The sequence below is a fragment of the Pseudomonas sp. LBUM1674 genome, assembly GCF_059695635.1.
The window spans coordinates 3,421,111-3,435,398 of the sequence record NZ_CP166779.1 but is presented as its reverse complement, the minus strand read 5'-3'; the positions used below and the strand labels follow the sequence as shown (position 1 = coordinate 3,435,398).

13 protein-coding genes are annotated in these 14,288 nt (G+C 60.0%); 5 read left to right on the top strand and 8 right to left on the bottom strand.

What is annotated here, in order from left to right:
• Nucleotides 1–4: 4 nt before the first annotated feature.
• Together ACA067_RS15825 and ACA067_RS15820 are read right to left on the bottom strand one after the other, a co-directional pair.
• Nucleotides 5–964, bottom strand: coding sequence for an AAA family ATPase (locus ACA067_RS15825; protein ID WP_008150800.1), 960 nt, complete (start codon nt 962–964; stop codon nt 5–7).
• Nucleotides 965–1,250: 286 nt separating this feature from the next.
• Nucleotides 1,251–1,604, bottom strand: a complete 354-nt coding sequence (locus ACA067_RS15820) for a hypothetical protein (RefSeq protein ID WP_497452135.1) — start codon at nt 1,602–1,604, stop codon at nt 1,251–1,253.
• A gap of 502 nt (nt 1,605–2,106) precedes the next feature.
• Here ACA067_RS15820 and ACA067_RS15815 point away from each other — a divergent pair.
• A complete protein-coding gene (locus ACA067_RS15815) occupies nt 2,107–7,008 on the top strand; it encodes an NAD-glutamate dehydrogenase (RefSeq protein WP_497462622.1) in 4,902 nt (1,633 codons plus the stop codon).
• A gap of 205 nt (nt 7,009–7,213) precedes the next feature.
• Here the strand turns inward: ACA067_RS15815 and ACA067_RS15810 are convergent, their stop codons facing one another.
• The 4 genes from ACA067_RS15810 to pdxR all read right to left on the bottom strand — a co-directional run bounded on the left by ACA067_RS15810 (nt 7,214) and on the right by pdxR (nt 10,610).
• Nucleotides 7,214–7,921 (bottom strand): ATPase, encoded by a 708-nt coding sequence (locus ACA067_RS15810; RefSeq protein ID WP_497462621.1) that lies wholly within the window; start codon nt 7,919–7,921, stop codon nt 7,214–7,216.
• Nucleotides 7,922–8,148: 227 nt separating this feature from the next.
• On the bottom strand, nt 8,149–8,568 hold the full coding sequence (locus ACA067_RS15805; protein ID WP_497462620.1) for a cupin domain-containing protein: 420 nt from the start codon (nt 8,566–8,568) through the stop codon (nt 8,149–8,151).
• Nucleotides 8,569–8,759: 191 nt separating this feature from the next.
• Entirely contained in the window at nt 8,760–9,053 is a 294-nt protein-coding gene (locus ACA067_RS15800) for an antibiotic biosynthesis monooxygenase family protein (RefSeq protein ID WP_497462619.1), read from the bottom strand.
• Between the two features lie 123 nt (nt 9,054–9,176).
• Nucleotides 9,177–10,610, bottom strand: coding sequence for a MocR-like pyridoxine biosynthesis transcription factor PdxR (gene pdxR, locus ACA067_RS15795; RefSeq protein WP_497462618.1), 1,434 nt, complete (start codon nt 10,608–10,610; stop codon nt 9,177–9,179).
• Between the two features lie 205 nt (nt 10,611–10,815).
• On the opposite strand from pdxR, the gene ACA067_RS15790 reads away from it, so the two are divergent.
• The 4 genes from ACA067_RS15790 (at nt 10,816) to ACA067_RS15775 (ending at nt 13,660) form a co-directional block, all read left to right on the top strand.
• Nucleotides 10,816–11,256: a carboxymuconolactone decarboxylase family protein gene (locus ACA067_RS15790; RefSeq protein ID WP_497462617.1), complete on the top strand. Its 441-nt coding sequence runs from the start codon at nt 10,816–10,818 to the stop codon at nt 11,254–11,256.
• 76 nt (nt 11,257–11,332) lie between these two features.
• Nucleotides 11,333–12,313 (top strand): LysR family transcriptional regulator, encoded by a 981-nt coding sequence (locus ACA067_RS15785; RefSeq protein ID WP_497462616.1) that lies wholly within the window; start codon nt 11,333–11,335, stop codon nt 12,311–12,313.
• Between the two features lie 173 nt (nt 12,314–12,486).
• Complete coding sequence (locus ACA067_RS15780) at nt 12,487–13,008, top strand: GNAT family N-acetyltransferase (protein ID WP_497462615.1); 522 nt, start codon at nt 12,487–12,489, stop codon at nt 13,006–13,008.
• 157 nt (nt 13,009–13,165) lie between these two features.
• Nucleotides 13,166–13,660 carry a hypothetical protein gene (locus ACA067_RS15775; protein WP_497462614.1) on the top strand — a complete coding sequence of 165 codons (495 nt, stop codon included), beginning with the start codon at nt 13,166–13,168 and terminating at the stop codon, nt 13,658–13,660.
• 130 nt (nt 13,661–13,790) lie between these two features.
• On the opposite strand, the gene ACA067_RS15770 is transcribed toward ACA067_RS15775, so the two are convergent.
• On the bottom strand, nt 13,791–14,012 hold the full coding sequence (locus ACA067_RS15770) for a cbb3-type cytochrome c oxidase subunit 3 (RefSeq protein ID WP_497462613.1): 222 nt from the start codon (nt 14,010–14,012) through the stop codon (nt 13,791–13,793).
• A gap of 8 nt (nt 14,013–14,020) precedes the next feature.
• Entirely contained in the window at nt 14,021–14,269 is a 249-nt protein-coding gene (locus ACA067_RS15765; RefSeq protein ID WP_497462612.1) for a hypothetical protein, read from the bottom strand.
• Between the last annotated feature and the right edge of the window lie 19 nt (nt 14,270–14,288).

The following is a 14,288-nucleotide window of genomic DNA, read 5'->3' as shown; positions in this document are numbered from 1 at the left end:
GGGGTCAAGCGACAGCTACGACGTCGAGAATCCGCTGGACCACCCGGTCCTGGTCGATCCCGGCGGCTTCGGCTTCAAAGGAAAGAATGATGCGGTGACGCAGTACGTCGAACAGCACGGCTTGAATGTCTTCAGGGCTGACGAAGTCACGACCGGCCAGCCAGGCGTGGGCCCGGGCGCAACGGTCCAGGGCAATCGAACCGCGAGGACTGGCGCCATAGGCGATCCATTCGGCCATCTCCGGGTCGAACTTGGCTGGGGTGCGCGTGGCCATGACCAGCTGCACCAGGTATTCCTCCACGGCATCGGCCATGTACAGGCCGAGAATCTCCTTGCGTGCGGCGAAGATCGCCTGTTGGCTGACACGGCGCTCGGGCTTGGTTTCGCCGTTCAAGGCTTCGCCACGGGCTTGTTGCAGGATGCGGCGTTCGACAGCAGCGTCCGGAAACCCGATTTTCACGTGCATCAGGAAACGGTCCAGCTGCGCTTCGGGCAACGGGTAGGTGCCTTCCTGCTCGATCGGGTTTTGCGTGGCCATCACCAGGAACAACGGCGACAACTCATAGGTGCTGCGCCCGACACTGACCTGACGCTCGCCCATGGCTTCGAGCAGCGCCGACTGGACCTTGGCCGGTGCACGGTTGATTTCGTCCGCCAGCACCAGGTTGTGAAAGATCGGGCCTTGCTGGAACACGAAACTGCCGGTCTCCGGGCGATAGATTTCCGTGCCGGTGATGTCGGCCGGCAACAGGTCGGGGGTGAACTGGATGCGGTGGAACTGGGCTTCGATGCCTTCGGCGAGTTCTTTGATGGCCTTGGTCTTGGCCAGGCCCGGTGCGCCCTCGACCAGCATGTGGCCGTCGGCAAGCAAGGCGATGAGCAAGCGCTCGATGAGTTTTTCCTGGCCGAGAATCTGCGTTGAAAGAAAGGTTCGCAGCGCGAGCAGCGCTTCACGATGTTCCATCGATGACTGTTCCTGGAAAGGGTGACCGCAGACGTTCTGCTAACGCCAGGGCTGGGGGCGTTACTTTAAAGCATCGCGGGGGGTGGCGACTAACGGCATTTTGCTTAAAGGGTGGGAAATGGTTGGGGAAAATGTTGGAGATTTGTGAGGTTCCATGGCTGGAGGTGTTCTTTCGGGCCTCATCGCGAGCAAGCTCGCTCCCACAGTGGACCCCATACATCTGAAAGAACGCGGTCACATGTGGGAGCGAGCTTGCTCGCGATGAGGCCGGCACAGGCGCCTGAAATCAGAGCTCGCTGATATAGGTCCCGGTCCCCTTGAGAATGTTCTGCAAGGTTTCTTCCACTTCCGCCAGATCCCCCGCCTCAGTGCTGTGGATGATCTCCAGCGAATCATCCCCATTCAGCGCATCGGCATCCGCCGCCGCGATTTCGATCAGCAGGCGGGTAGGGCTCAAGGTGACTTTCACCCCATCCAGGGTCGAAGGCTCGCCGTCCAGAGTGATTTCCAGTTCGTCTTCATCCGGGTAGCGGGTCATCAGGAACATATCGCCCTGTTCGCTGTGACAGCACAGCATCGCCATGTTGTCTTCCTCGTCGTCGCACGGGTTGACGATCAAGAGGGGGGTGGTCATTTGCATGGGATAATCCTGGCTCGGCGAGCGTTGTGAACGCAAAAAAACCAATTCTGCCAGCCCACGGGAATTTCTGCTTGGCTGAGTGTCAGAGTCTGTGTCGTGGTCATCTGGAGTGTTGCTGGTCATTTTTAGTACGCAAGCGCCGTAAATCCGGGCATATAGCGTCCGGTTTTCCGTGCGCCTGCTAGTGTTGTTCGAGGCATCGGCCACGCACTGCGTACCGATGACCGAATATGTCGCAGCGCCGCAAGCACGGGCCTTGCCGCACTGGTTAAGCTGCGCATCGAATGGATACCTGTAAAGACATTGTGCAATTGATCGCAGAGTCGTTTTTGCAGATGCCCATTCATGGAAGGTGAATGTGACCTGAGTGTCTCGTCCAGCTTCACCCACCTGTCCCCCTGTTTCCTCTGCCCGAGAATCAGGAACAGGGTGACGGATCGCCCCGAAAGGGGTTTTGCACGCGACGCTTCCATCAATAACAAGCCCAAGCGGAGTACCACAGATGGCGTTCTTCACCGCAGCCAGCAAAGCCGACTTCCAGCACCAACTGCAAGCGGCACTGGCGCAGCACATCAGTGAACAGGCACTGCCACAAGTGGCGCTGTTCGCTGAACAATTCTTCGGCATCATTTCCCTGGACGAGCTGACCCAGCGTCGGTTGTCCGACCTCGCCGGCTGCACCCTTTCCGCGTGGCGCCTGCTTGAGCGCTTCGATCACGCGCATCCGCAAGTGCGCGTCTATAACCCTGATTACGAACGCCACGGCTGGCAGTCGACCCACACCGCGGTCGAAGTGCTGCACCACGACCTGCCGTTCCTGGTCGACTCGGTGCGTACCGAGCTGAACCGCCGCGGCTACAGCATCCATACCTTGCAAACCACTGTGCTGAGCGTGCGTCGCGGCAGCAAGGGCGAGTTGCTGGAAGTCCTGCCCAAGGGCACCCAGGGCGAAGGGATCCTGCAAGAATCCCTGATGTACCTGGAAATCGACCGCTGTGCCAACACGGCCGAACTGAATGTCCTGAGCAAAGAGCTGGAGCAGGTTCTCGGCGAAGTCCGCGTCGCGGTCGCTGATTTCGAACCGATGAAAGCCAAGGTCCAGGAAATCCTCACCGGCCTGGACAACAGCCGGTTCGCGGTCGACCCTGAAGAAAAAGCCGAGATCAAAAGCTTCCTGGAATGGCTGGTGGGCAACCACTTCACTTTCCTGGGCTATGAAGAATTCGTCGTCCGCGATGAAGCCGATGGCGGCCACATCGTCTACGACCAGGATTCCTTCCTCGGCCTGACCAAGCTGCTGCGCACCGGCCTGACCTACGATGACCTGCGCATCGAAGACTACGCCGTGAACTACCTGCGCGAACCGACCCTGCTGTCGTTCGCCAAGGCCGCGCACCCAAGCCGCGTGCACCGTCCGGCTTATCCGGACTACGTGTCGATCCGTGAAATCGATGCCGACGGCAAGGTCATCAAGGAATGCCGTTTCATGGGCCTGTACACCTCGTCGGTGTATGGCGAGAGCGTGCGGGTCATTCCGTACATCCGCCGCAAGGTCGAGGAAATCGAACGCCGCTCCGGCTTCCAGGCCAAGGCTCACCTGGGCAAGGAACTGGCGCAGGTGGTTGAAGTGCTGCCGCGCGACGATCTGTTCCAGACCCCGGTGGACGAGCTGTTCAGCACCGTGATGTCGATCGTGCAGATCCAGGAACGCAACAAGATCCGCGTATTCCTGCGCAAGGACCCGTACGGCCGTTTCTGCTACTGCCTGGCCTACGTGCCGCGTGACATCTACTCCACCGAAGTGCGGCAGAAGATCCAGCAAGTGCTGATGGATCGCCTGAAAGCCTCGGATTGCGAGTTCTGGACCTTCTTCTCCGAATCGGTGCTGGCCCGTGTGCAGCTGATTCTGCGCGTCGATCCGAAAAACCGTCTGGACATCGACCCGGTCCGGCTGGAAAAAGAAGTGGTGCAAGCCTGCCGCAGCTGGCAGGACGACTACGCCAGCCTGACGATTGAAAGTTTCGGTGAGGCCAGCGGCACCAACGTGCTGGCCGACTTCCCGAAAGGCTTCCCCGCCGGCTACCGCGAGCGTTTTGCCGCCCACTCGGCGGTGGTCGACATGCAGCACCTGCTGAGCCTGAGCGAAAAAAATCCGCTGGTGATGAGCTTCTACCAGCCGCTGGCCCAGGTGTCCGGGCAGCGCATGCTGCACTGCAAGCTGTATCACGCCGATACGCCGCTGGCGCTGTCGGACGTGTTGCCGATCCTGGAAAACCTCGGCCTGCGCGTGCTGGGTGAGTTCCCGTATCGCCTGCGTCACAACAGTGGCCGCGAGTTCTGGATTCACGACTTCGCGTTCACCGCCGCCGAAGGCCTGGAACTCGACATCCAGCAGCTCAACGACACCCTGCAGGACGCATTCGTCCACATCGTGCGTGGCGATGCCGAGAACGATGCCTTCAACCGCCTGGTACTGACCGCCGGTCTGCCGTGGCGCGACGTGGCGCTGCTGCGGGCCTACGCCCGCTACATGAAGCAGATCCGTCTGGGCTTCGACCTGGGCTACATCGCCAGCACCCTGACCAACCACACCGACATCGCTCGCGAGTTGACCCGGTTGTTCAAGACCCGTTTCTACCTGGCGCGCAAGCTCACCAGCGACGACCTGGAAGACAAGCAGCTACGCCTGGAACACGCCATTCTGAGCGCTCTGGACGACGTCCAGGTGCTGAACGAAGACCGCATCCTGCGGCGCTACCTGGACCTGATCAAGGCCACCCTGCGGACCAACTTCTACCAGACCGATGCCCGGGGTCAGAACAAGTCGTACTTCAGCTTCAAGTTCAACCCGCACCAGATTCCGGAGTTGCCGAAGCCAGTACCGAAGTTCGAAATCTTCGTTTACTCGCCACGCGTCGAAGGCGTGCACCTGCGCTTCGGCAATGTGGCTCGCGGTGGCCTGCGCTGGTCCGACCGTGAAGAAGACTTCCGTACCGAAGTGCTGGGCCTGGTAAAAGCCCAGCAAGTGAAGAACTCGGTCATCGTACCGGTGGGTGCGAAGGGCGGCTTCCTGCCGCGGCGCCTACCATTGGGCGGCAGCCGTGACGAGATCGCGGCCGAGGGCATTGCCTGCTACCGCATCTTCATTTCGGGCCTGTTGGACATCACCGACAACCTGAAAGACGGCGCGCTGGTGCCGCCGGTCAACGTCGTGCGTCATGACGACGATGACCCGTACCTGGTTGTGGCCGCGGACAAGGGCACTGCAACCTTCTCCGACATCGCCAACGGCATCGCCATCGACTACGGTTTCTGGCTGGGTGACGCGTTTGCGTCCGGTGGTTCGGCCGGTTACGACCACAAAAAAATGGGCATCACCGCCAAGGGCGCGTGGGTCGGCGTACAACGCCACTTCCGCGAGCGCGGCATCAATGTCCAGGAAGACAGCATCACCGTGGTCGGCGTCGGCGACATGGCCGGTGACGTGTTCGGTAACGGCTTATTGATGTCCGACAAGCTGCAACTGGTCGCCGCGTTCAACCACCTGCACATCTTCATCGACCCGAATCCGGAGCCTGCCAACAGTTTTGCCGAGCGTCAGCGCCTGTTCGACCTGCCGCGTTCGGCCTGGTCGGATTACGACACCAGCATCATGTCCGAAGGCGGCGGGATCTTCTCCCGTAGCGCGAAAAGCATCGCGATTTCCCCGCAGATGAAAGAACGCTTCGACATTCAGGCCGACAAGCTGACCCCGACCGAACTGCTCAATGCCTTGCTCAAGGCACCGGTAGACCTGTTGTGGAACGGCGGCATCGGTACCTACGTCAAAGCCAGCAGCGAAAGCCACGCCGATGTCGGCGACAAGGCCAACGATGCACTGCGCGTGAACGGCAACGAACTGCGCTGCAAAGTGGTGGGCGAGGGCGGTAACCTGGGCATGACCCAACTGGGTCGCGTCGAATTCGGTCTCAATGGCGGCGGTTCCAACACCGACTTCATCGACAACGCCGGTGGCGTGGACTGCTCCGACCACGAAGTGAACATCAAGATCCTGCTCAACGAAGTCGTGCACGCCGGTGACATGACCGAGAAGCAACGTAACCAGTTGCTCGGCAGCATGACCGACGAAGTCGGCAACCTGGTGCTCGGCAACAACTACAAGCAGACTCAGGCCCTGTCCCTGGCGGCCCGTCGTGCCTACGTGCGGATTGCCGAATACAAGCGCCTGATGAACGATCTGGAAAACCGCGGCAAGCTGGATCGCGCCATTGAGTTCCTGCCGGCTGAAGAGGCAATCAACGAGCGCATCGCCGAAGGCCACGGCCTGACCCGTGCCGAGCTGTCGGTGTTGATCTCCTACAGCAAGATCGACCTCAAGGAAGCGCTGCTCAATTCCCTGGTACCGGACGACGACTACCTGACCCGCGACATGGAAACCGCTTTCCCGCCAAGCCTGGTGAGCAAGTTCTCCGCGGCCATGCGCCGTCACCGTCTGAAGCGCGAAATCGTCAGCACCCAGATCGCCAACGATCTGGTGAACCACATGGGCATCACCTTCGTGCAGCGACTCAAGGAGTCGACCGGCATGAGCCCGGCGAATGTTGCGGGTGCCTATGTAATAGTTCGGGATATCTTCCATCTCCCGCACTGGTTCCGCCAAATAGAAGCCCTGGACTATCAGGTTTCCGCTGACGTGCAACTGGAGCTGATGGATGAGCTGATGCGCCTGGGGCGTCGCGCTACGCGCTGGTTCCTGCGCAGCCGTCGCAACGAGCAGAACGCTGCCCGTGACGTCGCGCACTTCGGTCCGCATCTGGCGGCGCTGGGCCTCAAGCTCGACGAACTGCTGGAAGGCCCGACCCGCGAAGGCTGGCAGTCGCGCTACCAGGCTTACGTCGCCGCTGGCGTACCTGAGTTGCTGGCGCGGATGGTTGCAGGCACCACTCACCTGTACACCTTGCTGCCGATCATCGAAGCGTCCGACGTGACGGGCCAGAACGCCGCCGACGTCGCCAAGGCGTACTTCGCCGTGGGCAGCGCGCTGGACATCACCTGGTACCTGCAACAGATCAGCGCCCTGCCGGTTGAAAACAACTGGCAGGCCCTGGCCCGTGAAGCGTTCCGTGATGACGTCGACTGGCAGCAACGTGCGATCACCATCTCGGTCCTGCAACAGGGCGATGGCTCCCACGACGTGGAAACACGCCTGGAACTGTGGATGGAGCAGCACGAGGGCATGATCGAGCGCTGGCGCGCCATGCTGGTGGAACTGCGTGCCGCCAGCGGCACGGATTACGCCATGTACGCGGTGGCCAACCGCGAACTGCTGGACCTGGCGTTGAGCGGGCAAGCGGTGGTTCCCGTCGCTGCACCTGCCAGCACTGTGCTGGAGCCGGCGGCCTGATCAGGCGCTGAATGAAAAAGCCCCGTCTTGAAAGAGACGGGGCTTTTTTATGTCTGAAGGATTTGGGGGGCCTGGGCGGGCCTCTTCGCTGCGGTGCGGCGATCCGACAAGCCAGCTCCTACACGGTTTATGTCGTTCGCCGATTATGTGATCGACGCAAACCTGTGCAGGAGCCGGCTTGCCGGCGAAGGGGCCATTTGTTTCACTACAACTTCCCGCTTGTTTTATTATCGATCATCGACACTTTATCTGTCGGTCTGGTCAATAAATTACTGAGCGACTGGTCAAACTTCTGCAGCGCCCGAACTTGCACATTCTGTTGTTCGTTAATATCCGCAACAATCTCTTCACTGCGTTTATAGTCCGCCCATAACGGACTCAGCGCTTTAGCGTCATACCCTTGTGCAGTGCCGATGTAATTGAAGTTCGAGTCATAGAACATTGCACGGACATCCGCCTCAATGTCGGAGCTGCGCGATGTCATCAACTGACTGCGGGTATCGACAACGGCGACGACATCCGGTTTCGCCGCCCTGAGGCTTTGCATGTCCGGATACACCGTCACCGTACCGAACTGGCGTTGCAAGGAGGCCTTGACCCAGTCCACGGTCAGGTCCGGCTTTGAGGTGGCTACATAGGCATCGTGAATCGACTGCACCAGCAGGCTCTGGCCGAAACCGGTGCCGGCGTTGGCCTGATAGTGCTGGAGGTAGGCGCGATTGGACTGGGTGTTACGGCTGTAGACGATGCCCAATGAAACGTTGCTGCCGCTGGCAACGCTCGTGGCACTGCTACGGCCGACCGGCTCGCTAAAGATACCATCCAGGGAAGAAACGGCCTTGGGTGCAGTGGGAATCGAACAGCCCGTTAACAGGACCGTCATCGTCAAGGTACTGACAAACGCAAGTTTCATGGTGTTTCTCCAGTGAAACAACGTGAGTTGGAAGTGTGAATGGCCGGAGCGGGGCGGCGGTGATTCCAGACTAAACCTGTCCTTGCTGAATGAAATAGCCAATAACCGAACTTTAAGGTGGCCAATAGTCTTGTTTGGTTTAAACGTGTGGGGTTAATTGCTACAGGAAATAAACAGGCGCGAAATCGCCATTCGCGCGTGTTTATTTATAGTTGCCGTAACAGCTATCAGTTTTTCAATGGGATCAGTACTTTTTCGTCCGGCGACAACACCATGAACACTAATAACTTGGCAGGCTCGGTAGGGCTTGCGTTTTTCGAAACCAGATGTTCCGATCCCGCAGCCTCGTACCAGTACTCGCCGGCCTTGTAGGTAACCGCTTTTTCACCCTTCACTTGAGAAGTGATCGTTCCCGAAAGAACGTAGGCCATGGCTGTGCCCTCGTGCTTGTGGGCGATGGACGCCTGGCCGGGTTTGTAGTCGACTTCGATCATCAACGCCTTTTTGCCAGGCACATTTTTCAGCATCTGGTCCTGCAATACCGTCACTTTTTCCGACGGGTCTGTGGATTCATGGGCGAATGCCGAGGCTGATACGGTCAGCGCCAGGGCGGCGAGAGAGGCAGCACAGAAACGCAAAGCTTTCATGGTTATCACCTGCGGTGGTTAGTCGTCAGGGACCACAGTAATGCGTCGGCCGGGGCCATCAAACAGCCAATTTTCGGGAAGGTAAGGGGGCCAATTTGCAACATCAAAATCAAAAGATCGCAGCCTTCGGCAGCTCCTGCCGGGGGTACCCATTGCCCTGGAGGAGTGGTCGGAGACTGCGATCTAACTGGCTAAACGATAGGGAAACTGTTGAAGTCGACAGCGTTGGCCAGTCGGCTGTCGATCAGGCCGATAAAGCCTTGTACTTCAGGGTTGTTGAAATGCATCTGCATGGCGGCTTCCGATTGCCAGCGGGCGCTGACTGTCCAGCGGGTGTCGTCCTCGGGGCAGCGGTCGACCATATAGGAGTCGCAACCCGGTAGTTCGCGCAGGGTTTCGACGATCTTTTGCAGTTGCCTGCCGAGTTCTTCCGAGCGGCCTGCCGCAGTCTGCACCTTCACGGTATTGATCACTTCGTTGGACATTGCTCACACTCCTGAATCAGGCCGGACGAATCCTGCTCACTGAGAGATCACGCCCATTCAGGATAGGCCTGGCCCCTCGGACCACCAATAGCCAATCGCCGGATAAAAACCCAGACCAATCCGTCAGGCGACCTGCTGCAAAATGTCCCGAAAACGGTCCAGGGCGATGTCGATGTCCAGGGTTTCGATGGCGCCAAAACCCAGGAAAAACCCGGCCCGTGGCGCTTGCTGGTAGAAAAAGCTGTCGATGGCGTAAAGGCCGACTTCGACCTTTTTCGCCAGTTCGATCACTAATGGAATATCGATCGGCACTTTGCACATAACCACCATGTGGAACCCGGCCGTGGTCGGCACGGCCTCAAGCCACGGCGCAAGGTCGCCGGCCATGCGCGCGAGGATTCGTTCACGGCGCCCGGCGTAGATCGTATGACAGCGCCGAATGTGCTTGAGCAGGCAGCCTTCGGCGATGAACTTGGCCAGTGCCCATTGGGGCAGGGTGGAGGTGTGCAGATCGGTGAGTTGCTTGGCGCGAATCACCGCTTCAAGAATGGCCGGCGGCAGAATCGCATAACCCAATCGCAACTCCGGCAACAGGGTTTTGGAAAAGGTGCCGACATAAGCGACGATCCCGCGCTCATCCATGCTTTGCAAGGAGTCGGCGGGACGGCCTTCGTAGCGAAATTCGCTGTCGTAATCGTCTTCGATGATGATCGCGCCCAGGGCGTAGGCCCGTTCCAGCAGCGCCACGCGACGCTCCTGGCTCATGGGCATGCCCAGGGGGAACTGGTGGGACGGGGTGACGTAGATCAGCCGGGTGCCATCGGGAATTTTGTCGACCTGTATGCCTTCGGCATCCACTGGCACCCCAACCACGGTGGCGCCGTGGGTGCCGAACAGCAAGCGCGCCGGCGGGTACCCGGGGTCTTCCATGGCCACCAGGCTGCCGGGGCGGGTCAACACCCGGGAAATCAGGTCCAGCGCCTGTTGGGCACCATTGCACACCACCACATCTTCGTCCTGGCAATTGACCCCGCGCGAAAACGCGATGTGCCGTGCAATCGCATTGCGCAACGCCGGCAGGCCTTCGGGCAGGCTGTAGAAGCCCTTGGAACCGGCGATCTGGCGCAAGGCGTGCGAGGTGCAGCGCCGCCAGTCGTCCTGGGGAAACTGACCCTTGCTGGTGGCGCCACCGATGAAGTCGTAGCGCAACGAGCCTTCCAGGGGCGGATGGCGCAGAAACACCGGCAGGTTGCGCCAGGTCTCGATGACATCAAAACCGGCCAGTTCCGAATGGCTCTGTTTACGAGTGATTTTCGCCGCCCGGGCATTGACGTAGGTGCCTTTGCCGATCACCCCGGTGAGGAAGTTTTCGTAGGTCAACTGGGCGTAGGTGTCGGAAATGGTCTTGCGCGAAATGCCCAACTGTTCCGCCAGCAATCGACTGGGTGGAAGCTGCGTCCCGGCTGCCAGGCGGCCGGATTCGATGGCGCTGCGCAGCTGCCGGTACAACTGGCCTGCCAGGTCCTTGCGGCCGTTGATGACAACATGAAGTTCCATACCGGCGAGGCTCCTGGGGCGATTGAGGCGCGTGTGCGTCGCGCCAGATTACCCGTGTGAGCGGATACGCAGTAGTTGCGTGGGCGAAAAACCTACGATTGGTCTGCTGCCTGGGTGGTCCACGGGTATTTCGTTGAATTGGCTCTGTAACGTCTGCGCATCAACGCCTAACTTGAAATGTACCTATCGATACTCGAGACACGCCATGAACGCCCGCCTGGATTACTACAGCGCTTCGCCCAAGGCGATGAAAGCCATGATTGCCATGGAGGCCTTGACCAGCAACCTCAGCATCGAGCCGGCCTTGCTGCACCTGATCAAGATCCGCGCCTCGCAGCTCAATGGCTGCGCCTTCTGCACCGACATGCACTCGGTGGATGCCCGACGCCTGGGCGAGACCGATCGCCGGTTGTACTCGATCGTGGTCTGGCGCGACAGCGGTTTTTTCAACGCTCGGGAGCGCGCGGCGCTGGCGTGGACCGAAGCGGTGACCTTGCTCTCTGAAAGCCATGTGCCCGACGACGTCTACGCCCAGGCCCGGGAGCAGTTCAGCGAAAGCGAAATGGTCGACCTGACCATCGCTGTGACCACCATCAACAGCTGGAACCGCCTGGCGGTGAGCTTTCGCCAAACCCCCAGCGAATGAGGCAATTGTCACACCAGATTCATGAAAGATGCCCAGGATGAGAGGCTTCTGACAAGCGGATCGACAGGAGTCAACGATGCCCTATATGGAAACCTCAGGCCGTCAAGGAGTCGCCCGGTATCGCGCGCCTGTAGCGAATACCGCGTCCTGGCGCACGCTGGCGGCGGGCCTCGATCCAGAGCTCGTGCAGGCGTTCCGGGTCATCGCCCGTTGCGGCTGTTTCATGCAGGCGGCCCGTAGCCTCAACATCAAGGCGACCCGGCTGCGCCAACAATTGGCGCAGCTTGAAACGCAACTGCAGTGTTCGCTGTTAAGCCAAAGCGACAATGGACTTGCCCTCAGCCGTGAGGGTTTGCAGCTGCGGGCGCAGTTGATCGCGTTGGCCCATGAACGCGACTTGCCGGTGATCGAACAGCCGTTGATTCGCCTGGCCGTCAGCGAAACCATCCTGCACGACATTCTCGGCCGTGACCTGGTCTCGCTGTTGCGACGCAACGCCAGGGTGCGCCTGGACATCATCTCCCTGGACAGCGAACTGTCCCTGCAAGCCATCAGTGCCGACGTGGTGGTCTGGCTGGCCGGCACCGACTCGCCACTGCCTGGCCCGAGTTTTGCCACCAGCGAACCCCGGAGACTGGCGCGGCTCGATTACCTGCCGCACATTGCCAAGCGCTATTCGCGGGTCGCGGCTCGCCCGGAAAGCGTCGATGATCTGGCCGACTTCATGCTGGTGCAATGGCAGCACGATCGTCAGGTCGAGAGTTTCCGACCATGGAACGACGTGGTGGATCAGCGTCTGGCGGGGGTGGTGCAGTTGCAGTCCCATGAACTGATGCTGGAAATGATCCGATGCAGCGCGTGCATTGGTCTGCTGCCGCACTATATGAGCCGGTTCGACCGCGGCTTGGTAGCGTTGCCGGGGGTGTTCAGCCAACCGATGCAGCGCCAGGTGTGGATGGCGGTCAATGCCGATTCCCGGGATGAGGCGGGGGTGCAGATGATCGTCGAGTTGATCCACAACACCTTCGAAGAGCGGCGGGAGTGGTTCGAGAGCTGAACGCGCTTGAAATTGTGGGAGCGGGCTTGCTCGCGAAGAGGCCACTACATTCAATATTGATGTCGGCTGTTACGCCGCCTTCGCGAGCAAGCCCGCTCCCACAAGGTTCTCGCCATTCCGGAAGAATGCGTTATAGAGTAGACGGCCATGTCTGTATCAAGGATGAATCACCCATGAGCGCCAGTGACTCTGTCATTTCTCTCGAACGCTTCAACGAATCCCACATCGACGGCATCACCGCGCTCTACAACGACCCGGCCATCACCCGTCAGGTGCTGCAAATGCCGTTTCAGTCCACCGAGGTCTGGCGCCAACGCCTGGATCCGGGCAACGAACGCCATTTGCAACTGGTGGCGCTGCATCAGGGAACGGTCATCGGCAACATCGGCCTGGAGCAGTTTTCGCGGATCCGTCGCAGCCATGCCGGCAATTTCGGCATGGCCGTCGCGGTAGCCTGGCAGGGCAAAGGCGTCGGCTCGAAACTGCTGGCGGCGACGCTGGATATCGCCGACAACTGGATGAACCTGCACCGGGTCGAGCTTTCGGTCTACACCGACAACGAAGCGGCCATCGGCTTGTATCGCAAGTTTGGCTTCGAAACCGAAGGCCTGTTTCGCGACTACGCCGTGCGTGACGGCGTATGGGTGGATACGTTGAGCATGGCGCGCCTGCGTCGCCCGCCCAAGACCGGCTGAGAACGCCACCGCCGCCTGCGCATGCAGTTCGGTGGTGTCGGGCAGGGGCTCGCCACCCCCCCCAGCCAGTACCGCTCACGCTTTTAGTCGTACGCCGCCAGCGCGCATCTGCCATGCTCAAAGTCCGCAGCACTGCTTCAACCAAAGGAACACCGCAATGGACGACGTACAGCAACTGGGTGAGATGCTTCGCCACTACGCAGAAAGCGAAGCGCACAAGAAACAACTGTTTGAGTCGCAATCGGCCGTGTGGGCGACGCGCATTAGTGAGCTGTTCGATCAGATTCAGCAGTGGCTGGAACCGGTCAAGGCGCCGAACCTGCTGGAAGTGAGCCGCGAGGCCTATGTTGCATCGGGGCCGAGCGTTCCGCTCGAGACCTCGACCTTCAAGACTGAAAAGCTGAGCATCGTGATTGCCGGCAAACCGGTGGAGTTCGTGCCGGATGTGATGGGGGCCGGTGGCCAGATTTCCCTGGCGGTGATGGGCTTGACCGCCGCGCGGTATGGCAGCATTTCGCTGGTGTGCCTGCCGCCGTCGAACAGCTGGCAATGGCGCAAGACCAATGGCCTGAAAGATCCGGACACCTTTGCCTTCGATGCGAACTTCCTGGCGCAGCAGTTGCAGAGCCTGATCCCGCGCGAGCGCGGGTGAATCTCTAAGGCTGACCCATAATCCTGTGGGAGCGGGCTTGCCCGCGATGGCGGCTTGACATTCAACACATTCGTTGACTGATATTCCGCTATCGCGGGCAAGCCCGCTCCCACAATGGATTAGTGGTGCATCAGATATCCATGTTTCCCCACCCAGGTTTCCCCGCTTCAGGCGCAACTGCTTTTACAGTCTTCCCCGTCGCCAACTCCACCCGCCGTGCCACCTCCGGATCATCGGCAAACGGAATCAGGCTCGCATCCTCCAGGCTCTCCACCGTCTGATGCTTCAGGCAGTATTCAACCGCCAGCCAAAACACCACCACCCCCACTGTATTCAGCCAAACCTCGATCATCTGAAACCTCAGGCTACCTGCGCTTCACGCTCGGCCATCGCCATGTCCGACACCCGCACCGTGCGCCAGGTGTTGTACGCCATCAGCAACATCCCACTGAGGAAAAACACCCCTCCGGCAAAGCGCACCACAAACCCTGGATGACTGGCCTGCAGAGCTTCGACGAAGGAGTAGGTCAGCGTGCCGTCGTCATTGATCGCGCGCCACATCAACCCCTGGGTAATGCCGTTGACCCACATCGAGGCGATGTACAGCACGGTGCCGATAGTCGCCAGC

Coding starts and splice junctions, on each gene's coding strand:
- ACA067_RS15825 (WP_008150800.1), bottom strand. CDS start 964: ATGGAACATCGTGAAGCGCTGCTCGCGCTGCGAACCTTTCTTTCAACG.
- ACA067_RS15820 (WP_497452135.1), bottom strand. CDS start 1,604: ATGCAAATGACCACCCCCCTCTTGATCGTCAACCCGTGCGACGACGAG.
- ACA067_RS15815 (WP_497462622.1), top strand. CDS start 2,107: ATGGCGTTCTTCACCGCAGCCAGCAAAGCCGACTTCCAGCACCAACTG.
- ACA067_RS15810 (WP_497462621.1), bottom strand. CDS start 7,921: ATGAAACTTGCGTTTGTCAGTACCTTGACGATGACGGTCCTGTTAACG.
- ACA067_RS15805 (WP_497462620.1), bottom strand. CDS start 8,568: ATGAAAGCTTTGCGTTTCTGTGCTGCCTCTCTCGCCGCCCTGGCGCTG.
- ACA067_RS15800 (WP_497462619.1), bottom strand. CDS start 9,053: ATGTCCAACGAAGTGATCAATACCGTGAAGGTGCAGACTGCGGCAGGC.
- pdxR (WP_497462618.1), bottom strand. CDS start 10,610: ATGGAACTTCATGTTGTCATCAACGGCCGCAAGGACCTGGCAGGCCAG.
- ACA067_RS15790 (WP_497462617.1), top strand. CDS start 10,816: ATGAACGCCCGCCTGGATTACTACAGCGCTTCGCCCAAGGCGATGAAA.
- ACA067_RS15785 (WP_497462616.1), top strand. CDS start 11,333: ATGCCCTATATGGAAACCTCAGGCCGTCAAGGAGTCGCCCGGTATCGC.
- ACA067_RS15780 (WP_497462615.1), top strand. CDS start 12,487: ATGAGCGCCAGTGACTCTGTCATTTCTCTCGAACGCTTCAACGAATCC.
- ACA067_RS15775 (WP_497462614.1), top strand. CDS start 13,166: ATGGACGACGTACAGCAACTGGGTGAGATGCTTCGCCACTACGCAGAA.
- ACA067_RS15770 (WP_497462613.1), bottom strand. CDS start 14,012: ATGATCGAGGTTTGGCTGAATACAGTGGGGGTGGTGGTGTTTTGGCTG.